The sequence below is a fragment of the Mucilaginibacter sp. P1_A3 genome (assembly GCF_056406855.1).
The window spans coordinates 253,880-275,664 of record NZ_JBFTZJ010000010.1 but is presented as its reverse complement, the minus strand read 5'-3'; the positions used below and the strand labels follow the sequence as shown (position 1 = coordinate 275,664).

Genomic DNA, 21,785 nt, shown 5'->3' with positions numbered 1-21,785 from the left:
CCTGGTTTAAATATAATGTTTGTGCATCTACTTTTATAAGATGCACATCTATTTGCTTTTCCATAAAGAAATATCACTTTATAAAAACTATTTTTGACGAATAATCCCGCTTAACACACCGGGTTAGTAGATTTTAAATTTATGTGGTATAATAACATATTAGAAACCATTGGCAATACGCCCCTGGTTAAGTTAAATAAGGTAACGAAGGATATACCTGCAACAGTTTTAGCCAAGATTGAAACAACCAATCCCGGTAACTCCATAAAAGACCGGATGGCCCTTAAAATGATTGAGGATGCCGAAAAAAGCGGTAAGCTTAAGCCCGGCGGTACCATTATTGAAGGTACATCGGGCAATACGGGTATGGGGCTGGCCATTGCGGCGGTAATAAAAGGGTACAAGTGTATTTTTACCAGTACCGATAAACAATCAAAAGAAAAGTTTGATGCCCTGCGCGCTTTTGGCGCAGAGGTAATTGTATGCCCAACCAATGTGGAGCCCGAAGATCCGCGCTCGTACTATTCGGTTTCGTCGCGCCTGGAGCGTGAGGTGCCAAACTCATGGAAACCTAACCAGTACGATAACCTGAGCAACTCACAGGCGCATTATGAGCAAACCGGTCCCGAGATTTGGGAGCAAACCGAAGGCAAGATCACGCACCTGGTAGTAGGGGTGGGCACAGGTGGTACCATATCTGGTACAGCACGTTATTTGAAAGAGAAAAATCCAAACATCCAGGTTTTAGGTATCGATACCTACGGTTCGGTATTTAAAAAATACAAGGAGACGGGTATCATGGATAAAAATGAGATCTATCCGTACATCACTGAGGGCATTGGTGAAGACTTTTTACCGGAAAACGTTGATTTTAGCCTGATTGACCATTTTGAAAAAGTAACCGATAAAGATGCCGCCCTCATGACCCGTGAAATTGCCCGCAAGGAAGGTATTTTTGCCGGTAACTCTACAGGATCAGCAGTGGCAGGTACTATACAAATGAAGGACAGGTTTAAAGAAGGCGATGTGGTAGTGATCATTTTCCCGGATCATGGTACTCGCTACCTGGGCAAAATGTATAACGACGATTGGTTACGCGACCGCGGTTTCCTGAAGGACGAAAAACTAACGGCCCGCGATATCATCAGCAAAAAAGATGTGCAGGAGATAGTTACTATTGATTGCGAAAAATCAGTTTTAGAGGCTATCAATACCATTAAGTCGCTCAATATATCGCAGATTCCCGTTACCCAAAAAGGTATGGTGATAGGTAAAATTACAGAGACTGATATTTTGGATTCGCTGATAGAAAACCCATCTATCAAATCTCAGCCAATCAAAAATATTACCACAGCGCCGTTCCCGTTTGTTGACCTGAACACCTCTATCGATAAGATCTCGACCATGATCAACAGAGATAATATCGCAGTATTGGTGGAAAGCGAAAACGGTAAAATTGAGATCATTACCCAATACGATATTATAAACGCTATTTCAGCTTAGTTTAGAGTAAGGATAGAGGATCTTTGGATAAAGGACAAAAGGTGTTGTGCTAAGGCATGGCACCTTTTTTAGTTTAATTTAAATACCTACATTTAGATTAAATCTAAACCCTATGACCAAAATCAAATTCCTTTTTCTAAGTGTCTTTATAACAGTTAGTTCATCTGCCTTTGCGCAAACAGCCGACCATGTATTTTTGAAATGGAAGCTGAAGCCTAACGAAGTGCTATCCTATAAAACCGTTATGGAGGAAATAGATACTGCCAACCGGGTAAATTTTGGGGTAAATGGTATGTTTAAATCTATGGGTATCGATTCGGCAAATGCCGGTAAAATGCAGCAGATATTTAAAGAACTTAACTCAGTTATGCAGCAAACTAATTTAGTGACCAGCTTAACCGAAAACCGAAAAGGCATTATTGATATTGCAATGGTATCAAAGCCTGATAAATCAAAGGCCCAGGATAGTAAAGTGGGTGACCTAACTGAAATGCAAAAGCTAATGAAGCAGTTTTCGGCAGGCGTAATGTTGCGTGGGGCGATATATGAGGATGGAACTATTGAAAGTTTTTACACTAAAGGCGAGCAAAAGAACATGATAGCAATGTTGTTTGAGTTGCCTGGCAAGCCTGTTAAACAAGGCGATACCTATTCGCTAACCGTAAATTTGCTTACCGCTGATCAAAGCTTTATCTGCGATAGTTCTTACCATAAAAACCGGGTAAAGGTGCTTAAAATCGAAAATAGGGGAGGTGAGCATGTTGTAACACTCCAATACGATGTTGCTGAATATATTAAAGGAGATTTTAACTCACCAATGGGGCAGTCACCTATAAAAACAACCATGGCTATGAGCTTTCACGGGCTAGCCGAATTTTCTGTAGAAAAAGGTAAGTGGATAAGTTATAATGGATTGATCGACTTTTCATCAACAGGAATAATGTCATCTAAAACTAAAAAGCGTTACGCATTAATTGAAGAGAAATAAATTATGGTTGGAGCTCTTACCAGTTTATGGTCTTCCTCTATTCCCATTTTGGGGGCATAGTAAAAGTTAAAGCTGGTGTGATAGTTGTAAATGGTATTTAGGTAGAACACTTGCATTACGGCTAAAAGTTTTAAAGTTTCTTCTCAAGGCAAATTTAGGAGCCTATTATTCCATCCTTTTTCTCATCAACTCTTTCCGGTACCTTTCCTGTAGCGGAAACTTAATATCGGTAAGCAGGTATATGCTTGTACCTTTTTCGCGGGCAAGGTAGTATTCAACCTCCCCTAACTTTTTGTAGGAGCCTATCATGTTGCCGGCTACAAATTCCCGTATGTTTCTGCCGCCACTATCATCTATATAAATCATGTATTTGCAATTTAGAGAGTCGGGTGCCCAAAGCGTAAAACTGCTGCTTAGGGATGCTACATCGGGGTAATTATATTGTTTGTGATAATGGTGCAGTGCACCTGCCTCGCCGTAATTATCGGCGTATACGAAGGTTTGTTTTTGTTGTTCGGGTGTAAGGCTCTGGTAAGCGGCGCCTACTTTTTGGGCCATTTCATCCCAACCGAACATATCGGCATAATCCTGAGTAGTGGCATGCACTTTTTGATCTTCCCAGGTTACGGCAAATTCTAAGGCAGGCAGGTTTTTGTGGGCAAACCTAAAAAAAGCCAATGTTTGCTCCAGCGATAAAATAGGCAATACCAGTGGAAACAAGATCATATTAGGCAGGGTGAAGCAAATGATGGTTAAGGTACGTAAGACTAATCCACTTGTTTTTAACCAGCGTTCGAAACCAAAACCACCCGCGGCGAAAAGCATGGGATAGGCGCCAAACAGGTAATAATTTTTACCATCCATCTGCAGTAAAAACAGGAAGATGAGCACATAAGCAATAGCCAAAAACTGGAAATTACGCAGCCTGAACGAGAAGATGAGGAATACAAAACCGGTAAGCCAAACAAACAAGGCAATACCGTTAACGGTAAGCTGCTGCTTAATGAAATTACCGGGCGTAATGTAATCCAGCTGCTCGGCACGTAAAGCTTTCATGTGGGTGATCACCGGGAAATGATGCGTGATCTGCCATATAAAGTTTGGCATAAATATGAGCATCGCCAGGCCCATTGCTCCCAATATATGCCTATTAAACAGTAGTTTACGCTGCTTGCTAATCAGGATGCCGACAATAAGGGCAATGGTAAAAAACAACATGGTATACTTGGTAAGCATACCCAGGCCAACGGTAGCGCCCAGCCAGTAGAGGTATCTTACGTCGGTAGTGTTGAGGTATTTGATGAAAAGCCAAACGGTTAAAACCCACCAGAACTGATCAAACACCACAGGCTGAAAAAGATAATCGCTGGCTGCAAATGCCGGTGCAAATATTAATGCCAAACAAGCCAGCGTTATGGCAAACCGGCGTCCGCCAAATTCAACCACAATACGGCCGGTGAACCAGATAATCAAACCGCCAAAAATGGTAGGGAAGATCCGGGCCGCGAATACAGAATTGCCAAACAAGGTTATAGATAGCTTGGCCAGCAAAGCAATAAAAGGAGGGACTTCTTTATAGCCCCAATCCAAATGATCGGCCAGTACCAGGTGCAAAAATTCATCCCGGTGAAATCCGAAATGCCCGATTGCGAACAGGTTTAAAATAACCTTAATAAATACAAAAATCAATATGAAATAAACGTATGTCGACTTCCGGTTTTTGTAGGGCATGTTTAGGAGCTTAAGGCTGAAAGCATAAAGCTGAAGGCTCAATGCTGGAGGGTAAAGCTAAAAAATATTTAGGAAAGCAAAAAGCCTAAAGCAAAAGGCCAAAAGCTTTATGCTTTCAGCCTTTTGCTGTTAACTTAAATACGGGTGATATCAGCGCCCAAAGCCTTTAAACGGGTATCAATATGTTGATAGCCACGCTCAATTTGCTCTATGTTGTAGATGGTTGATTTACCTTGTGCCGATAGGGCAGCGATTAGCAGGGAAACCCCGGCGCGGATATCAGGCGATGTCATGGAGATACCGCGAAGCTGTACCTGCTTATCAAGTCCGATAACGGTTGCACGGTGCGGATCGCAAAGGATGATCTGCGCACCCATATCTAGTAGTTTATCCACGAAGAACAAACGGCTCTCGAACATTTTCTGATGAATCAATACGGAGCCTTTAGCTTGTATGGCTACTACCAAACAAATGCTCAGCAGATCGGGCGTAAAGCCTGGCCATGGAGCATCGGCAATGGTCATGATAGAGCCATCGATAAAGGTTTCTATTTCGTAATGATCCTGTGCCGGGATGTAAATATCATCTCCGCGCAGTTCAAGCTTAATACCCAGGCGTTTAAATACGTCTGGAATCATGCCCAGTTCTTTATAATTAACATCTTTTATTGTGATCTCTGATCCCGTCATGGCTGCCAGGCCAATGAAAGAGCCAATCTCGATCATATCTGGCAGTAAACGATGGTCGGTACCACCAAGTTTGGTGACACCCTCAATGGTTAACAGGTTTGAACCTATGCCGCTAATTTTTGCGCCCATGCGGTTAAGCATTTTGCACAGCTGTTGCAGGTATGGCTCGCATGCGGCATTGTAAATAGTGGTGATTCCTTTTGATAGTACAGCCGTCATCACAATGTTTGCGGTACCGGTTACCGAGGCCTCATCCAGCAGGATATAGGTGCCCTGCAAGTTAGAGGCATCTACATTAAAAAAGCCATCCTCGGGGTTATAATCAAACCGGGCGCCCAGCTTCTCGAACCCTAAAAAGTGGGTATCCAGCCTCCTGCGGCCTATTTTATCGCCACCGGGCTTAGGTATAGATGCCTTGCCAAACCTGGCCAGCAGTGGACCAACGATCATGATAGAGCCACGTAAACCGCCACCTTTGGATTTAAAGGCATCCGACTGGAAAAAATCCTGATCGATATCTTTGGCAATAAAGGTATAGGTATCAGGAGCTGTTTTCTCGGTAAGAACACCCATATCGCCCAGGAGCTCAATAAGTTTATTAACATCCTTAATATCAGGTATATTGCTGATGGTAACCTTTTCTTCGGTAAGTAATACCGCCGAAATTACCTGTAGTGCCTCGTTTTTTGCTCCCTGTGGAGTAATCTCGCCCTTTAGCGGCTTCCCGCCGTTTATCACAAATGCGTTAGTCATAGGTGTTTATAATTGATAGATCAATGATTCCATGTATTGCACACCTAACCCGGTTAAATGTGTTTTATTCCCGGCAAAGATTATAAAATTTCCTGACTGTTCATCAGTTCATTACTGCGCTTGTTGATAAGTCTTGCCGGTTGAATTTTCGCGATGTGATAATTAGCGCTTAAAACTTCTTAAAGTGCCATTTTGGATTAAAAATCAATGCTTAAATGATCATAAAACAGTTCAAAATGCGCGATAGTTTCCGATAAACAGTCAATAGTGGTCAATAAATTCCCACTTTTTTTTTGGTTTAAAAAGTCCTGGGCATGTGCAAAAAAATAGCCCGGTTCTTCGTTATGAAAAACCGGGCTATTTTATATTGGAAATTTATTTGAGCGGACTAATTACTTCATAACCCGTTAAACTAAAACCTTGAACTAATATTTCTTAGCTCCGGGATTACGGTTACGGTTATTTTGGTTGTTATTGTTACGTGGACCACTGTTTTGGTTATTGTTGGTACGCCCGCGGTTGTTATTGTTGTTTTGGTTACTGTTGGTACGCCCGCGATTATTATTATTGTTGTTGTGTTGAGGCTGGTTGTTAGGGCGGAATTCGACACGGTTAAGGTTGATGTTCTCTTCCAGTTTCAATGTGCCGCCTGATAAGGCGTACAGATCCGAAAGGATACTTTCATCGGTTACCGAATCTTTGTTCCATTGAACGTAGGCCATTTTCATGAAGTTGGCCACGGCCTGCACCATGTGGCGCTTGCGTTCTGGCTCTTCAATAGCTTTGGCCTTTTCAATCATCAGCTCAATGGTTTTACCATAGTGCTTGTATTTAATGCGCTGGTGAGGGTATCTTAAAGGTTGTGGTTTAAGATGGATAGCCTCCGGTGTTGGTTTCGGGTATGGCGCGTCAACATCTATCTGGAAATCAGATATAATATGCAAGTGATCCCAAAGCTTGTGCTTAAAATCGGCCACATCACGCAGGTGTGGGTTTAAAAAGCCCATCAGGTCTATTACAACCTGTGCGTAGCGGTTACGTTCTTCTTTTGTGGGCAGCGCTACAATATATTTAACCATATTTTGTACGTTGCGGCCATATTCTGACAGGATGAGTTTATTCCTGGTTGAGTTATAATCAAATGTTGCAGGCGTGTTTTCTTGTGCCATGTAATTGTAGTATTAAGAAAGTGTTAAGTTAGCCATGCGTCTTTTCCCTGCATAATTGAGGGCCCAGGAGGCTAAAATTGAATTGATATTGTATAGTAGTAACGCAAATATAATGTAATAGTATCAATGTGCAAATAAATGACTGAAAATGTTACTTTAACATTAAAGTATTATCTTAGAGGCTGTCTGAATTTAAAAATCGGGTCGTCATTGCGAGGTACGAAGCAATCTCTACATAGGCAGATCGACCTTCTAGAGCCCCTCTGTAAAGCTTAGAGATTGCTTCGTACCTCGCAATAACGATTTGTTTATTTTCAGACAGCCTCTTATAATATTTTGTCCATGAAAAATAAACTAACCATCACCCATATAGATCTTTATCGTTTCAGTATTCCGATGGAGCCTTTTACTATTGCCACCGGCACTATGGATCATGCGCAGAATGTATTTATCAGGGTACATACCAACGCGGGTTTCTATGGTGTGGGCGAGTGCTCGGCCTTCCCGATGATTGTGGGCGAAACGCAGGATACCTGCCTGGTAATGGGCCGCGAGTTTGCGAAATTGTGGATAGGGCAGGATGCGCTGGATATTCCAGCACGCCTGCAGCAACTGCATAATTTCACCGCTGGTAATACTACTATTAAAAGCGCGTTTGATATCGCTTTACATGATATAACTGCTAAAAATGCCGGTTTGCCTTTATACCAGTTTTTATCGGGCAAAAGGCGCGAGGTTGAATCGGATATTACGATAGGTATTGCAGGGCCAGCCACCATGGCATTAAAGGCCCTGGATTTTAAAGCCTCGGGAGCAAATATACTGAAGGTGAAACTTGGTAAAAATGCAATTGAAGATGTGGAGCGCATCAGGCAGATCCGCGATGCAGTTGGTCCCGAAATGAAGATTCGCATTGATGCCAACCAGGGCTGGAGTTTTGGTGATGCTGTTTTTGCACTGGAAGCTTTAGGTGATTATGATATTGAGTTTTGTGAACAGCCCATGCGTACCTGGTATGATGATCTGCTGCCCGAGTTGATGCAGCTATCGCCGGTGAAAATTATGGCCGATGAAAGTGTGTATAACCATCATGATGCCCGCCGGCAAATCAATAGCGGTAGCTGCCATTTCATCAATATAAAAATGTCAAAATCGGGCGGCTTATTTGAGGCCCGGAAAATTCATGATGAAGCGGCATCCCATAGCATTGCCTGTATGATGGGTGGTATGTTGGAAAGTCGTATTGCATTGAGTGCCTTTTTGCATTTTGTGTATGCCAGCCCCAATATCCGGTTTTATGATATGGACACCTGCATGCTTGGCCATCTGCAGGATCCCTGTGTTGGCGGCGTTACCTATGATGGGTATAAGCTGAATATTGATGATACCCCTGGCATTGGGGCCGATGCCGACGAAGAGTTTTTGAAAACCTGCGAACATTTTCGCGTTTAATTTTAATATAGTATAACCCATGCTGATAAGACAAGCCACTTTAAACGATATGCCCGTGCTATTGCAATTTGAACAGGGCGTGATCACTGCCGAACGCCCATTTGATAGCACGCTTGTTCCCGGTTCAATTAAATACTATGACCTGGAGATGTTTATCAATTCGCCCGATGTGGAAATTTTGGTGGCCGAGCTGGATGGTGAACTGGTGGGCAGCGGCTATGCCCGCATCAAAAAAAGTGAGAAGCCGTATTTTAATTTTTTGAATTATGCCTACCTGGGTTTTATGTATGTATCGCCACAGCATAGGGGAAAAGGGATTAATCAACTAATAATTGAGGAATTAAAACTATGGACACGCAGGCAGGGTTTAACCGAATTGCGATTGCAGGTGTATAACGATAATGAAGGGGCGATAAAAGCGTATGAAAAAGTTGGTTTTAAAAAGCACATGATTGAGATGCGGATGAATTTGGAATAATTATTTGTGAAAACGATCATCACACTCCACGTGCAGGGTATGATGATCGTGGTAACAGGAAACGCGATGCCCTTTGCCGTTGTAGCATTAAAAAAAAAGTAAGGGCGTGATAAAGTTTTTTAACAGTATTTTGTTAAATATCTTTCACAGAAGAGGTCTTTTCTTCCATTTGTTAATAACTTTTACGGTTTCGGGGTTGTCCTGCTTTTTAGTCTTAGAACTGAGCATTTCTTTGACTGACTCGTCTTTTGTTTTTTCCTTATTTTTCATAATAGTAAGCTTAGGTGCTCCTTTTATACGTTGCGTAAGGGTTAATTTGTTTTAATTTTTGGGATAAAATTGCTCTTTTTTATAGGTAATATGCATTTTTTTTGATTTGGGTGCCGGTACTACGCCCAGATCAAAAAAAGCAGGACCTTTATTTTATTTACTGGGAGGATGCCGGTGTGGGCTGTGTGTTATAGTAAAGATACCTCCGGACTTTTGTTTGAGTTTAATAGCTGCAATTAGCAAATACTTTGAGGTGATTGGCATGGCAGATGCAAATATGGCTCTCTAAAAAAAGTCCGCTGAGATAATTACTCAGCGGACTTTTAGCTTGGGCTTAAATTTCTTTATAATAGCGGCTTTCTTTTTCTCTTGGCCACAGTTTTTGTGCTGTCACCTTTTTCCTGTTTGGTTACTTTGGGGGCGCTCAAATCTTTGGCTGCCTCACCTTTTGATTTCTCCCTGGTTTCCATAATAATAGGTTCTAAGTTGTTATTATAAGTTACCTGGCTATCAATTTGTTTGGATAAAATGTAAAAAAAAATCATTTTAATAAAACAAATTATCGGGATGATGCCTTTTTACCTTTTATCCAATTTCTTTTGGTTTCTACAGCCTCAATTTACAAGCTCAACTCAGCAAAGTACTTATGAAATAACGGTATAGTTTCAATTCCCTTGTAATAGTTGAAAATATCATATTTTTCATTTGGTGAGTGCAGTGCGTCACTATCAAGGCCAAAACCCATCAATACAGTTTTGAGGCCAAGCTCGGCTTCAAATAGGGCTACTATCGGGATGCTGCCACCACCGCGGGTTGGGATAGGCTCCTTGCCAAACGACTCGGAAATAGCTTTTTGGGCCGCACGGTAAGCAATACTATCTGTTGGTGTTACCGCCGGTTCGCCGCCATGGTGTGGCGTTACTTTTACCTTCACGTTTGCGGGTGCTATACTCAGGAAATGTTTGGTGAAAATTTCTGTTATGGCATCTGATGTTTGGTTAGGCACCAAACGCATCGAAATTTTGGCATGAGCCTTTGATGGTAATACGGTTTTAGCGCCTTCGCCAATGTAGCCACCCCATATACCATTAACCTCAAGGGTAGGGCGGGTGCCGGTGCGTTCAAAGGTGGTATATCCTTTTTCGCCCCAAAGCTCGGCTACATCCAGGTCTGATTTGTATGCTGCCTCATCGTATGGCGCATTGTTAAGCGCGGTACGTTCGGCAGGAGTAAGCTCAATTACACTATCATAAAAACCGGGAATCGTGATATGGTTATTTTCATCGTGAAGTGAGGCTATCATTTTGGTTAAAATGGTGATGGGGTTGGCCACTGCTCCACCGTAAACACCAGAGTGCAGATCGCGGTTGGGGCCGGTTACTTCAACCTCCAGGTATGATAAACCGCGTAAGCCGGTTTCTAAAGATGGATGCTCCATGCTGATCATCGATGTATCGGATATCAGCACAACATCAGCCTTTAACTTCTCTTTATTTGCTTTTACAAAAATAGCAAGGTTAGATGAGCCAACTTCTTCCTCGCCTTCAATCATGAATTTGATATTGCAGGGAAGGGTATTGGTTTGCATCATCAGTTCAAATGCTTTTACGTGCATGTAAAACTGCCCCTTATCATCGCAGGCGCCGCGCGCGTAAATTTTGCCATCGCGAATGGTAGGCTCAAAAGGCGGGGTTTTCCATAACTCCAGCGGATCTGCCGGTTGTACATCATAATGACCATAAACCAAAACTGTGGGTTTGCCGGCATCAATTATTTTTTCGCCATAAACTATAGGATAGCCTGCTGTTTGGCAAATCTCCACATTGTCGGCACCGGCATCGCGCAGTTTTTGCGCCACATAGTCGGCTGTATGGAGTACATCTGTTTTGTATTTTGGATCGGCGCTAACTGAGGGGAAACGCAAGAGGGCAAATAATTCGTCGAGTAAACGTTGCCTGTGCTCATCAACATATTGCTTTATGTGCTGCATATTATCAAGTTTGCAGCAAATATATTGATGTTTATTGATTTGGGGCGGCTTAATTGCGGGGCGGCTTTGTAAAGTTTAAGATCACTCTTTTTAAAATTACTATCACCATGATAGCGGCAGTAAACTAATCAATTATTGAAAAAAGAAAGTGAAATTTTACAAGGACTCTTTGCCGGCCTAAAGCTCTGAAACGGTAATTAACAGAAGCTACATTATTATATGGTGAATGTAACTGAAGTTCCCTGAACCCTATAGGGATGAACATGCGGTTTTATATTTACCAGCGCCTGTAAAAAGGTTGAAGAGCACATCAACCTGCAAGCGGTTAAATTTAGTAATTAATCCGCAGTAGCAAGATCAGCCTTGGGGCCGTGGCCTGCTTTGGCAGTAAATGAGGCAGTTTCTGGTTTTGTCTTTAAGTTGGTATTGGTGTTTTCTTTAGTGCTTAATGAATAAGCAGTTATGCCCGAAGTTAATATGATGGCTATAGCGATAATTATCTTTTTCATGTTGTTGTTGCGTTAGTACGATGTTTAATTTGTTTTGCTGCAGATGATTTGATTATGCTGCAAAGTCAGCAGTAGCTAAGTCTTTTTTAGGACCGCCAGTGAAAGCAAAGTCAGCAGTAGCTAAGTCTTTTTTCGGACCGCCAGTGAAAGCGAAGTCAGCAGTAGCTAAGTCTTTTTTCGGACCGCCAGTGAAAGCAAAGTCAGCAGTAGCTAAATCTTTTTTAGGACCGCCAGTGAAAGCGAAGTCAGCAGTAGCTAAGTCTTTTTTCGGACCACCAGTGAAAGCGAAGTCAGCAGTAGCTAAATCTTTTTTAGGACCGCCAGTGAAAGCAAAGTCAGCAGTAGCTAAATCTTTTTTCGGACCACCAGTGAAAGCGAAATCAGCAGTAGCTAAATCTTTTTTAGGACCGCCAGTGAAAGCGAAGTCAGCAGTAGCTAAGTCTTTTTTAGGACCGCCAGTGAAAGCAAAGTCGGCAGTAGCTAAATCTTTTTTCGGACCGCCAGTGAAAGCGAAGTCAGCAGTAGCTAAGTCTTTTTTAGGACCGCCAGTGAAAGCGAAGTCAGCAGTAGCTAAGTCTTTTTTCGGACCACCAGTGAAAGCAAAGTCAGCAGTAGCTAAGTCTTTTTTCGGACCACCAGTGAAAGCAAAGTCAGCAGTAGCTAAATCTTTTTTCGGACCGCCAGTGAAAGCAAAATCAGCAGTAGCTAAGTCTTTTTTAGGGCCGCCAGTGAAAGCTGTATTTTGAGTTGGTGGAGTTTTAGTTTTTGCAGGAGTTGTTTCTGCGTTTACAAATGACGTTAAAAAAGTGCTTAATGCTAATGCTGCTATGATTGATGATTTTTTCATGATTATTATATGTTGTGAGAGAGTTTTGATTAATATTTTTTGTTTATAAATGATTGTTGTTTGTTAATTAGTCGGCCTGGCCTAAATCTTTTCTAAATGCTGTTGATGACGAAGCAAAGGTTGTGGCTTCGGGTTTTACAGTTTGTTTAGTTGTGGTTTGTGATGATAAAATACCAGTAGCTACTGTTAAGCTTACAATGGTTATGATGATAAATTTTTTCATGTCGTTTTTAATTTTTTAAATGTTTTTATAAATCATGTTTAAGATTAATCAGCTGTACCAAGGTCTCTTCTTGCACTTGAGCCAAATGAATGTAATGCTGCAGTTTCAGGGGCAACCCTTTCTTTTTGGCATGAGGAGATGGCGCCGGTGAATAAAATAGCCAAGATGATTGTGATTAACTTTTTCATGATCGTTAAATAATATTTTGAATACTGGACTGTCTTAATTTTTAATGTTTGTTGTGGATTTATAAAAGATTAGTCGGCAAAAGCCAGGTCTTTTTTAAACCCATGGTCGTTTTTTATAAAGCTTGTGGCCATAGGCTGTTCGGCTTTTTTTGGCGATAATAAAACCGCTGATGATAAAACTCCTGTGCCTGATGCAAGCAACGCTAAAAGGATGATTTTTTTCATATATATAAATATTTTATATTAGTATTCTAAATTGTTAAGTAATAATTAACCATATGTGCCCAATAATACGTTGCGGTAAATTTACCGGTCTGTAAAAATTGTTTTAGATTATGATTTACTCTCTTTTTTGTGAAAAAAACTGATCAAAATATGGTAAGATATTTACAGTTTTATTCATATTTTTTTTTACATTTTTGTTGAAATAAATTGTTATTTTTAAAGACTATACCCAATTGTTAAGAAAAAAGAATTGTTATACTTTTAATTTTATTCATCATTAGGTAGCATATTGGTAAACTAAGTAACATATTAATGCCGTTTGATTTTTTTCACTACTTTAAATCGTAGTTTGAAACGTTATTTTTATGTCAAAAAATATTACAAAATACACAATAATACTCAATTAATTAACTGTATATCAGTTATTTAACAATGCAAATATAAATATGTTTTTTAATTTTCTATTAATAAATATAAAATAATTTTCAACAATGTTTTTACTGATGTTTTAGGTATATATCAGTATAATTTATAACTTTCACATTCAATATAACGTAACAGTGTTTTAATGAAAAAAGCCTTTGTATTTCTTTTATTTTTTTGTACGGCGGTTACTTTACATGCGAAAGATTTAGGTGAGGCAATTACAGGAGATACAAGTGAGGTTATACGCATTAATAAGCAAGCGTATGATAACCGCTTAACCCAGCCTCAGCAAACGCTTTCAGATGCAAACAGGGCAATGGTTCTGGCTCGCAAAATAAACTATAACAACGGTATAGCCGAGGCGTACAGGGTTACCGGCTTGGCCATGTTTTACATGGATCAGGCAGAAAAGGCATTTAGCAATTATTTAAACGCGGTGGCTTTTTTTACAAAGGCTAATAACTTGGGGGGTGAGGCAAAGGTTTACAATAACATGGGTAATATTTACCGTGACCATGATACCAACAAATCACTGGATTATTTTTTTAAATCGTTGGCTATCGCGAATAAAATTAATAATGTAAGCTTAATTGCGGCCCTTAATTTAAATATAGGAAACGTTTATACACGCAGAAATAGTTATACCCAGGCTTTAAAATACTATGGCCAAAGCAAAGCGATATTTTCCAAGCTAAAAGATTCTGTAAACCTAATTCAATGCGGACAGAATATTGGAGTAGTTTATTTTAAGTTGAACCAATACGATAAAGCTTTAGCTATGTTACTGGAGGCCAACGCGGCCGCCAAGCACCTTGATTTGAACGAGCCGATTGCAAGTATCGACCTTACGCTGGCCTCATTATATATGAACCAGCAAAAATTTGATGAGGCAGAAAAGATTGTTAAGGAAGGCGTTGCCTATACCCAATTGATTAATGACCCTAAGCTTGAATATGATTACAAGCACACCAATTATGAATTGGCTTATAATCGTAAAAACTATAATGAGGCGCTGTTTTATTTGCGGGAGATTTACCGGGTTGATAGTGCAACTTTCAAGACCAATACTTCGGTGCAAATGAAACTGATTGAGGCTACCCGCAAGCAGGAAGAGCAGATAAAAGAAAATGAGCGCGTAGCCGAGCGGCAGGCGTATGATCGTACCAAGTTTTGGGCCGTAACCATAGTTGCAGGCCTTTTACTTGTTGTAATAGGGTTATTGGTTGGTAATGTAAAACGCAAAGCTAAAACCAATTCGCAGCTTACTTTGCTTAATGGGGAAGTATCCCGGCAGAAGGACAACCTCGACCGCATTAACCACCATCTGGAAGAGATCATTGATGAGCGTACCAAAGATCTCCAGATTAAGAACAGAAAGCTGTCAGAGCACTCCTCATACCTCTCGCACCAGATAAGGGGCCCTATAGCCACGCTACGCGGCCTTATCAACCTTGAAAAGGAAGGTTTGGTAGATCAACATGAATGTATCTCAATGATGGACAAATGCGTATCAGAGATTGATGAAAAGATCATTGATATGAGCGACATGCTACATAACCCATCGCGTACTACCACTACGTAGATTTTTGGAGCAAGGTTTTTTTTTGGAGCAAAGAGCAAGGATTTTTGGACGAAGGACTTTTAGACGACGGATTTTTGGACAAAAGACTTTCGGACAAAGGACTTTCAGACGAAAGATAAAGGGGGATTTCGGATTCTATGATTTATCTTGAAGGGTTAAGCCGATATGCTTTGAGCTTTCATGATGGCTAAACAAAAAACGGACGGTATACACCGGCCGTTTTTTTATATTTTATACTTTATTTTTTCGTCTTTCGTCCTTTCTCTGAAAGTCCTTTGGTTCTTGCTCTAAGAATCCTTGCTCTAAAAGTCCTTCGTCCGATAGTCCTTTGTCCGAAAGTCCTTTGTCCTTGCTCCAAAAATCCTTGCTCCTTACTCCAAAAAGACTAATTTAGATTAAAAGCTATAGGAAAAGTAGAGTGTATTTGGGCTTCAAAAAGGCCAAGGTAAATACAATACCATGATATCATTTGTAAGATAAGCAACTGGCGGTGTTTTTTGTTGTAGCCCTGGGTTTCAAAAGCGATGGTTTCATCGCCTGCAGTGACAAAAAACCTTACTTCGCCTTTACAGGGTTTAAACTTTGATTTCAGCATATCATAGGCCTTCACCTTAAGCTTGCTGTTAGGATCATGAATAGTTCCGTCCTTTAGCGCCTCGTTTTTTGAAATAGATATCAGGTAATTTGACATAAGTACATGTTTTTCTGGGTGAAAAGCATGTAACAATTTTTACTCCAAAAAGTTAAATAATAATGGTATTAACCTTTAAAGTTTAATACAACCATTAAATTTTACAAAAGTTTCTTCTTGTTAAATAATATTAATCAATATTTAACAAGAAAAATAATGCCATTAAAATAAATGTAGCAATTAGTATATCAACTATGTGTAAATGTAAGTTTTACAACACACATTACTAAAACTAAACAGCTAAAGCGCTTTTACCACGCAGTTCTTCATAAAGTAAAATCACTTTACGCTGCAGGTTTGCAATTTCCGATTCGCGGTCAACCAGCTTTTTTTGGGCGATACTGAGGTTTGATGGAGTAAGATCAATTTCCCCTGCATCGAGTGCAAGAAGGTTCACCACGTTAAGCTCAAAAATGTTTGCAATTTGTTCCAACCGTGATAAGTTAATATCCGTTACACCCGTTTCAATTTTTGAAAATGCAGGGATAGAAATACCTAAACGGTTTGCCACATCTTCCTGGCTCCAACCGTGCTGATGACGCAAGGTTCTGATGTTTTTACCTACAAATTTGTTGGTCTTTTTTTTAGTGATGTCGCTCATGTTCGGTTATCTATAATTAATCAGTTAATAAAAGATATCCAAACGTTATGCCATTATTAATTTAGCTTTAAATATATGTCTTCAAAGCACAATTATTCCAAAACGGGGAAAAAAATACACGAAAATTGGGGCGGCTTTCTAAGCCATATTATTGATAATACTCAACTTTGCAAATTTAAGTAGCAGTTGCTTTTGGCCAATTTCTTTAAAAAATATAGTAGCCTTGATATCGGGCTTCGTTCCCTCCAGGCTTTGCACCTTGCCAAAACCAAAACGCTCGTGCTCAACTTCCATACCCACCTGCAGGTTTGATGTATCAGACGGTTTAAAATCTGGCGATACTACGTGCGCTTTTGCCAAAATTGATGTGGTTTTTACAGGCGCGGATGTCGCCGGTTTTGGTTTTGAAAAAGCATCAGCTTGTTTACCACTGGTCCAGGCCTTGCGGTCGTCATCAAAAAACGGATTGTTGCTTGTAGTTGTTTTGGCGCTGTAATCCAGTTCAAGGTATTTGGCATCTATTTCATCCAAAAAGCGGCTTGGTTCGCAGCTAATGAGTGTGCCAAATTTAAAACGCGAAGTAGCATAGCTTATAGTAAGCTTAGTTTCGGCACGGGTTACAGCCACGTAAAACAGTCGTCGTTCTTCTTCCAGATCACTGCGAGAGTTGAGCGACATCTGGGATGGGAAAAGATTTTCTTCTAAACCTACCACATGCACCTGCGAAAACTCTAATCCCTTACTACTGTGAATGGTCATGAGCGATACCGTATCTGCATCTTTATTCTTGTCCTTATCATCATTAGTGAGCAGGGCAATATCCTGCATAAATATGTCCAGACCTTTTTCTTCTATGTCTTCGCGCTCGCTAAACTCCTTGATACCATTCAGTAATTCCTGTATGTTCTCATAGCGGTTTAACCCCTCTACAGATTTATCCTCGTAAAGATCTTTAAGCAGGCCCGAGTGTTGGGCTATGTATAATGCCGATTCATATGCCGATTTAGTTTTTGTCAAAACCTGGAAACTTTGAATCATGGTGGCAAAGTTGCTCAGTGATGGAGATGCTTTCCCGTCGAAATATTGAACCGGATCCACAATCACCTCCCATGGGGTAACTTTGTGATGATCGGCACTTACAATGATTTTGTCAACCGTGGTATCGCCTATGCCCCTTTTAGGGTAGTTGATAACGCGTTTAAGCGCTTCCTCATCATTGGGGTTAAAAGTTAGGCGGAAGTAGCCTATCAGATCCTTGATCTCTTTACGCTGATAAAAGGACAAGCCTCCATATATTTTATAAGGGATCCCCAGCTTGCGCAGAGCCTCCTCCATAGAGCGCGACTGGGCGTTGGTACGGTAAAGAATGGCAAAATTATTCCAGTTTTTACCCTTCAGGCTCCGATCCTGCATAATAGCTTCGGCTACCATTTTGCCTTCTTCGTTATCGCTGAAGGCGCGCATTATCTTTATTTTATCTCCGGCTTCTTTTTCGCTGAAAACGTTCTTTTTAAGTTGCTCCTTATTGTTGCTGATGATGCTGTTGGCCACATGCACAATATTTTGTGTCGACCGGTAGTTTTGCTCCAGCTTAAATACCTTCAAATCCGGGTAATCCTTTTCAAAGTTGAGGATGTTTTGGATGTTGGCGCCACGAAATGCGTAAATACTTTGCGCGTCATCACCTACAACGCATAAATTCTCGTTAACAGCGGCCAGTTTTTTCACAATAAGGTATTGCGAAAAGTTGGTATCCTGGTACTCATCCACCATCAGGTATTTAAACTTGTGCTGGTATTTGTTCAGTACTTCGGGATGCAGTTTAAGCAGCTCGTTGGTTTTGTACAGTAAGTCGTCAAAATCCATAGCGCCGGCACGGAAACAACGGGTGGCATACATTTCGTAAATTTTGCCCAGTTGCCCGCGGCCTGTCGACATATCATCGGCCTGGATCTGCTCATTTTTATTATATTCCCTAAACGAGATCAGGTTATTTTTTGATGCAGAGATACGGTTAAGTACAAAGTTTACGGCGTACAGCTTATCATCAAGGTTCAATTCTTTGATAATGGCACGCAGTACGCTTTTGCTATCGTCTGTATCATAAATGGTAAAGTTACTTGGGTAGCCAATTTTTTCGGCTTCTACACGTAACAGCTTGGCAAAAACCGAGTGGAAGGTACCCATCCAGATGTTTTTAGCCTCGCCACCCACTACATGGGTAATACGTTCGCGCATTTCGCGCGCGGCTTTATTGGTAAATGTTAAAACCAGTATATTAAATGAATCCACACCTTTACGAATAAGGTGAGCCACCCTGTATGTAATTACCCTTGTTTTGCCAGATCCGGCACCGGCAATGATCATCACCGGTCCTTCAGTTTGTTCTACCGCTGCCCGTTGTTCGGGGTTTAAACCCTGTAAATAATCCAAAATCTTTTCCTCTTTTCTTGAAACAGCGAAATTAAGGTTTTGCGACGAAAGGGGAAAGTAAGATTGCCGGTGGACGTGATAAAAATATTAACAATGGTGATTTAAAGGTGGATAAAAGAAAATTTGGCTTTTCAGCCAATCGGGAAGTCTGAAATTTAAACTTGTCTAAGATCCTCGTTATCAATATTAAATATTTGCCCTTGGTAGTTAAATTGTCCATGAAAGGCAATGTGTATTTCAAGTTCACTCGCGCTTAAAAATTGTTTTAAATGCAGCATGTCAAATTCCCTGTAAAATTCAAATACAGTGTCATTGTCAATATTATAAAAGTTAATAGTGAAGTATGGAAATGAATTGATTTGATGATATTTTACAAAAAACAAAAGCTTTAAATCTTCTTTGAAAATAAAGTTATCAGCAATACAATTGTCTGATATCAGCTTATCACCCTTGTAAACATCAACTGTATATGGACCTCCCATACTCAGTATCTCTTGAGCATTGGTTAAGGTTAGTTCAATCCCTGAAACTATTTCTTTATGTACCATTTTGTTATTTTACTAAATAACAAACAAATATTGATGAGGCATAAAGTTTATGTCTATTTAGTAAAAGGGACTAACGGTTTTATACGGTAATACCTATAATCGGCATCCAACTCAGCCCATCACCATTTTTACATCCCATGAAATACAATCTATACCAAATTTACTATCTTCACGCATCAACCATATACATTGTCATGAAGAAAACCCTTACTCTTGGTTTACTGGCGCTTTCTGCCACTGCTTTCGCGCAGCAAAAAACATTAATCGGCTTCACCCCTGCATCGTCGGCCAAACAATTGGCTGCCGAAAAATCATTTGATGCATCCCTGAGCGCGCAACGTATTGGCGAAACCATTAAAACGCTTTCGGCATTTCCGCATAATATAGGTTCGCCGGGTAGCAAGGCCGTAGCCGAAAAAATATTGGCCATGTATAAAAGCTATGGGCTTGATGCACATATAGAAACCTATACTGTACTTTACCCTACGCCCAAAACAAGGGTATTGGAACTTTCAGGCCCGGCAAGCTATACCGCTTTATTAAAAGAGCCCACGTTGGCAGAGGATGCAACATCGGGGCAAGCCAACCAGTTGCCAACCTATAATGCCTGGAGCGCGGATGGTGATGTGAATGGTGAGCTGGTGTTTGTAAACTATGGGCTGCCCGATGATTACGAGAAGCTGGCTGCCATGGGTATTGATGTAAAAGGTAAAATAGTAATTGCCAAATATGGCCGCTCATGGCGTGGCATAAAGCCAAAGGTAGCCTATGAGCATGGGGCCATTGGCTGTATCATTTATTCAGATCCTGCTGATGATGGTTACTCGGCGGGTGATGTGTATCCAAAAGGAGCCTATAAAAATGAATTTGGCGTTCAGCGTGGTTCCGTGATGGATATGGTGATCTATCCCGGCGATCCGCTTACACCGGGCGTTGTTGCTACCAAAGATGCCAAACGCCTGGATAGGAAAGATGCCACCACGATATTGAAAATACCGGTGCTGCCCATCAGTTATCATGATGCACAACCTTTACTGGCCGCTTTGGATGGGCCGGTTGCGCCTGCAGGTTGGGCCGGTTCCCTGCCTATAACTTACCATATTGGTGGGGGTAAAGCCACGGTACACCTTAAAATGGAATTTAACTGGGATATGGTACCGGCCTATGATGTAATAGCCCAAATTAAAGGTTCCACTTACCCGGATGAGTGGGTGATGCGCGGTAACCACCATGATGCCTGGGTAAACGGTGCCAACGACCCCATAAGTGGACAAGCCGCTATGATTGAGGAAACAAAAGCCCTTGGCGACCTGCTTAAAACCGGCTGGAAACCAAAGCGCAGCATTATTTATTGCTCATGGGACGGGGAAGAGCCCGGTTTATTAGGCTCTACCGAGTTTGCAGAAGATCATGATAAGGAATTGCAGCAAAAGGCTGTGGTTTATATCAACTCAGATAGCAATGGTCGCGGGTTTTTAGGTGCAAGCGGTTCGCAGGCATTGGAAAGCTTTATTGACGAGATAACCCGCGGGATAACCGACCCACAAACCAAAGTAAGTGTGTTTGATCGTAAAAAGGCAATGGAATTGGTTAACGCCAAATCAACCAGTGATAAAAAAGAAATTTTGGAACGTAAGGGCGAGAAGCTGGAAGCGCTGGGTTCAGGATCAGATTTCTCATCGTTCCTGCAGCATCTGGGTATCCCTACGCTTGATTTTGGTTTCGGTGGTGAGGATGGAGGTGGCGAATATCACTCCATCTATGATTCGTTTGATGATTACAAACGCTTTAAAGATCCTGATTTTGCCTATGGTGTGGCGCTATCGCAAACTGCAGGCCACTCGGTATTGCGTATGGCAGATGCCGATGTACTGCCATTTGATTTCAGGAGTTTGCAAACTACAATCAGCAAGTATGCTACCGAATTAACGAAACTGGCAAATGATACCCGCGACGCCACTGCTATAGATAACCAACTGATAAAAGCCAACGACTATACCCTGGCTGCCGACCCAACACACCTGTACAAGGCCCCGGCAGCTAAAAGCGAAGTGCCGCAAATAGATTTTAAACCGCTAACCGGCGCCCTGGATTCATTAAAGAAAAGCGCGGATAAACTGGCCACTTATTGGGCCGCTGCTACACTTAAAAATGGCGACCATGATAAGCTAAACAAATTGCTTTACCAGGCCGAGCAGCAATTACTTTCGGTAGATGGTTTGCCGCGTCGAAGCTGGTACCGCCACACTATTTATGCGCCGGGCTTTTACACCGGCTATGGTGTTAAAACGCTCCCCGGCATCCGCGAAGCTATTGAGCAACGTAACTGGGATGAAGTTAAGCAGCAGATAGGGGTTGTAGCCGGGAGGATTAACGCATTGGCCGGGTATTTGGCGATGGGGGCGAAGTAAGGAAAGAAATCACAAGTGAACTACCCATTTAGCAGCTTCACGAGACTACTAAATGGATAGTTGGCTTTCAGTGGAATT

General features: G+C 41.3%; 20 protein-coding genes. 6 read left to right on the top strand and 14 right to left on the bottom strand.

Annotated features, from left to right (window positions below; all coding sequences use genetic code 11):
- Positions 1–141 precede the first annotated feature (141 nt).
- Both AC1D0K_RS22395 and AC1D0K_RS22390 read left to right on the top strand, forming a co-directional pair.
- Positions 142–1,503 (top strand): pyridoxal-phosphate dependent enzyme, encoded by a 1,362-nt coding sequence (locus AC1D0K_RS22395; protein WP_295715005.1) that lies wholly within the window; start codon positions 142–144, stop codon positions 1,501–1,503.
- Positions 1,504–1,615: 112 nt separating this feature from the next.
- On the top strand, positions 1,616–2,491 hold the full coding sequence (locus AC1D0K_RS22390; protein ID WP_477397818.1) for a hypothetical protein: 876 nt from the start codon (positions 1,616–1,618) through the stop codon (positions 2,489–2,491).
- A gap of 165 nt (positions 2,492–2,656) precedes the next feature.
- Here the strand turns inward: AC1D0K_RS22390 and AC1D0K_RS22385 are convergent, their stop codons facing one another.
- From AC1D0K_RS22385 to AC1D0K_RS22375, 3 genes are all read right to left on the bottom strand, one after another.
- Entirely contained in the window at positions 2,657–4,222 is a 1,566-nt protein-coding gene (locus AC1D0K_RS22385) for an ArnT family glycosyltransferase (protein ID WP_477397820.1), read from the bottom strand.
- Positions 4,223–4,356: 134 nt separating this feature from the next.
- The gene (gene murA, locus AC1D0K_RS22380; RefSeq protein ID WP_477441568.1) at positions 4,357–5,664 is read right to left on the bottom strand and encodes a UDP-N-acetylglucosamine 1-carboxyvinyltransferase; all 1,308 of its coding nucleotides are present in this window, start codon (positions 5,662–5,664) and stop codon (positions 4,357–4,359) included.
- Between the two features lie 425 nt (positions 5,665–6,089).
- Positions 6,090–6,833 (bottom strand): DUF4290 domain-containing protein, encoded by a 744-nt coding sequence (locus AC1D0K_RS22375; protein WP_295714995.1) that lies wholly within the window; start codon positions 6,831–6,833, stop codon positions 6,090–6,092.
- 342 nt (positions 6,834–7,175) lie between these two features.
- On the opposite strand from AC1D0K_RS22375, the gene AC1D0K_RS22370 reads away from it, so the two are divergent.
- Complete coding sequence (locus tag AC1D0K_RS22370; RefSeq protein ID WP_477397824.1) at positions 7,176–8,285, top strand: mandelate racemase/muconate lactonizing enzyme family protein; 1,110 nt, start codon at positions 7,176–7,178, stop codon at positions 8,283–8,285.
- A gap of 19 nt (positions 8,286–8,304) precedes the next feature.
- Entirely contained in the window at positions 8,305–8,763 is a 459-nt protein-coding gene (locus tag AC1D0K_RS22365) for an N-acetyltransferase family protein (RefSeq protein WP_477397826.1), read from the top strand.
- Between the two features lie 614 nt (positions 8,764–9,377).
- On the opposite strand, the gene AC1D0K_RS22360 is transcribed toward AC1D0K_RS22365, so the two are convergent.
- The 7 genes from AC1D0K_RS22360 to AC1D0K_RS22330 all read right to left on the bottom strand — a co-directional run bounded on the left by AC1D0K_RS22360 (position 9,378) and on the right by AC1D0K_RS22330 (position 13,015).
- Positions 9,378–9,578 carry a hypothetical protein gene (locus AC1D0K_RS22360; RefSeq protein ID WP_477397828.1) on the bottom strand — a complete coding sequence of 67 codons (201 nt, stop codon included), beginning with the start codon at positions 9,576–9,578 and terminating at the stop codon, positions 9,378–9,380.
- 74 nt (positions 9,579–9,652) lie between these two features.
- Positions 9,653–11,023 (bottom strand): dipeptidase, encoded by a 1,371-nt coding sequence (locus tag AC1D0K_RS22355; protein WP_477397830.1) that lies wholly within the window; start codon positions 11,021–11,023, stop codon positions 9,653–9,655.
- A gap of 338 nt (positions 11,024–11,361) precedes the next feature.
- Entirely contained in the window at positions 11,362–11,532 is a 171-nt protein-coding gene (locus AC1D0K_RS22350; protein WP_295714981.1) for a hypothetical protein, read from the bottom strand.
- 52 nt (positions 11,533–11,584) lie between these two features.
- On the bottom strand, positions 11,585–12,379 hold the full coding sequence (locus AC1D0K_RS22345) for a hypothetical protein (protein WP_477441566.1): 795 nt from the start codon (positions 12,377–12,379) through the stop codon (positions 11,585–11,587).
- 67 nt (positions 12,380–12,446) lie between these two features.
- Complete coding sequence (locus AC1D0K_RS22340) at positions 12,447–12,602, bottom strand: hypothetical protein (RefSeq protein WP_295714975.1); 156 nt, start codon at positions 12,600–12,602, stop codon at positions 12,447–12,449.
- A gap of 44 nt (positions 12,603–12,646) precedes the next feature.
- Entirely contained in the window at positions 12,647–12,790 is a 144-nt protein-coding gene (locus AC1D0K_RS22335; protein WP_295714972.1) for a hypothetical protein, read from the bottom strand.
- Between the two features lie 69 nt (positions 12,791–12,859).
- The gene (locus tag AC1D0K_RS22330; RefSeq protein ID WP_295714970.1) at positions 12,860–13,015 is read right to left on the bottom strand and encodes a hypothetical protein; all 156 of its coding nucleotides are present in this window, start codon (positions 13,013–13,015) and stop codon (positions 12,860–12,862) included.
- 568 nt (positions 13,016–13,583) lie between these two features.
- Between AC1D0K_RS22330 and AC1D0K_RS22325 the strand changes: the two genes are divergently transcribed.
- Positions 13,584–15,023 carry a tetratricopeptide repeat protein gene (locus AC1D0K_RS22325; protein WP_295714967.1) on the top strand — a complete coding sequence of 480 codons (1,440 nt, stop codon included), beginning with the start codon at positions 13,584–13,586 and terminating at the stop codon, positions 15,021–15,023.
- Between the two features lie 385 nt (positions 15,024–15,408).
- Here the strand turns inward: AC1D0K_RS22325 and AC1D0K_RS22320 are convergent, their stop codons facing one another.
- The 4 genes from AC1D0K_RS22320 to AC1D0K_RS22305 form a co-directional block, all read right to left on the bottom strand.
- Positions 15,409–15,714 (bottom strand): hypothetical protein, encoded by a 306-nt coding sequence (locus AC1D0K_RS22320; RefSeq protein ID WP_477397184.1) that lies wholly within the window; start codon positions 15,712–15,714, stop codon positions 15,409–15,411.
- Between the two features lie 232 nt (positions 15,715–15,946).
- Positions 15,947–16,315, bottom strand: coding sequence for a helix-turn-helix domain-containing protein (locus AC1D0K_RS22315; RefSeq protein ID WP_295714961.1), 369 nt, complete (start codon positions 16,313–16,315; stop codon positions 15,947–15,949).
- Between the two features lie 138 nt (positions 16,316–16,453).
- Positions 16,454–18,748 (bottom strand): ATP-dependent helicase, encoded by a 2,295-nt coding sequence (locus AC1D0K_RS22310; protein ID WP_477431641.1) that lies wholly within the window; start codon positions 18,746–18,748, stop codon positions 16,454–16,456.
- A 155-nt stretch (positions 18,749–18,903) separates the two neighbouring features.
- The gene (locus AC1D0K_RS22305; RefSeq protein ID WP_477397180.1) at positions 18,904–19,296 is read right to left on the bottom strand and encodes a hypothetical protein; all 393 of its coding nucleotides are present in this window, start codon (positions 19,294–19,296) and stop codon (positions 18,904–18,906) included.
- Between the two features lie 194 nt (positions 19,297–19,490).
- Between AC1D0K_RS22305 and AC1D0K_RS22300 the strand changes: the two genes are divergently transcribed.
- Complete coding sequence (locus AC1D0K_RS22300; RefSeq protein WP_477397178.1) at positions 19,491–21,707, top strand: transferrin receptor-like dimerization domain-containing protein; 2,217 nt, start codon at positions 19,491–19,493, stop codon at positions 21,705–21,707.
- Positions 21,708–21,785: the final 78 nt, after the last annotated feature.

Coding starts and splice junctions, on each gene's coding strand:
- murA (WP_477441568.1), bottom strand. CDS start 5,664: ATGACTAACGCATTTGTGATAAACGGCGGGAAGCCGCTAAAGGGCGAG.
- AC1D0K_RS22390 (WP_477397818.1), top strand. CDS start 1,616: ATGACCAAAATCAAATTCCTTTTTCTAAGTGTCTTTATAACAGTTAGT.
- AC1D0K_RS22340 (WP_295714975.1), bottom strand. CDS start 12,602: ATGAAAAAATTTATCATCATAACCATTGTAAGCTTAACAGTAGCTACT.
- AC1D0K_RS22315 (WP_295714961.1), bottom strand. CDS start 16,315: ATGAGCGACATCACTAAAAAAAAGACCAACAAATTTGTAGGTAAAAAC.
- AC1D0K_RS22335 (WP_295714972.1), bottom strand. CDS start 12,790: ATGAAAAAGTTAATCACAATCATCTTGGCTATTTTATTCACCGGCGCC.
- AC1D0K_RS22375 (WP_295714995.1), bottom strand. CDS start 6,833: ATGGCACAAGAAAACACGCCTGCAACATTTGATTATAACTCAACCAGG.
- AC1D0K_RS22345 (WP_477441566.1), bottom strand. CDS start 12,379: ATGAAAAAATCATCAATCATAGCAGCATTAGCATTAAGCACTTTTTTA.
- AC1D0K_RS22320 (WP_477397184.1), bottom strand. CDS start 15,714: ATGTCAAATTACCTGATATCTATTTCAAAAAACGAGGCGCTAAAGGAC.
- AC1D0K_RS22355 (WP_477397830.1), bottom strand. CDS start 11,023: ATGCAGCACATAAAGCAATATGTTGATGAGCACAGGCAACGTTTACTC.
- AC1D0K_RS22360 (WP_477397828.1), bottom strand. CDS start 9,578: ATGATTTTTTTTTACATTTTATCCAAACAAATTGATAGCCAGGTAACT.
- AC1D0K_RS22365 (WP_477397826.1), top strand. CDS start 8,305: ATGCTGATAAGACAAGCCACTTTAAACGATATGCCCGTGCTATTGCAA.
- AC1D0K_RS22305 (WP_477397180.1), bottom strand. CDS start 19,296: ATGGTACATAAAGAAATAGTTTCAGGGATTGAACTAACCTTAACCAAT.
- AC1D0K_RS22325 (WP_295714967.1), top strand. CDS start 13,584: ATGAAAAAAGCCTTTGTATTTCTTTTATTTTTTTGTACGGCGGTTACT.
- AC1D0K_RS22330 (WP_295714970.1), bottom strand. CDS start 13,015: ATGAAAAAAATCATCCTTTTAGCGTTGCTTGCATCAGGCACAGGAGTT.
- AC1D0K_RS22370 (WP_477397824.1), top strand. CDS start 7,176: ATGAAAAATAAACTAACCATCACCCATATAGATCTTTATCGTTTCAGT.
- AC1D0K_RS22300 (WP_477397178.1), top strand. CDS start 19,491: ATGAAGAAAACCCTTACTCTTGGTTTACTGGCGCTTTCTGCCACTGCT.
- AC1D0K_RS22385 (WP_477397820.1), bottom strand. CDS start 4,222: ATGCCCTACAAAAACCGGAAGTCGACATACGTTTATTTCATATTGATT.
- AC1D0K_RS22350 (WP_295714981.1), bottom strand. CDS start 11,532: ATGAAAAAGATAATTATCGCTATAGCCATCATATTAACTTCGGGCATA.
- AC1D0K_RS22395 (WP_295715005.1), top strand. CDS start 142: ATGTGGTATAATAACATATTAGAAACCATTGGCAATACGCCCCTGGTT.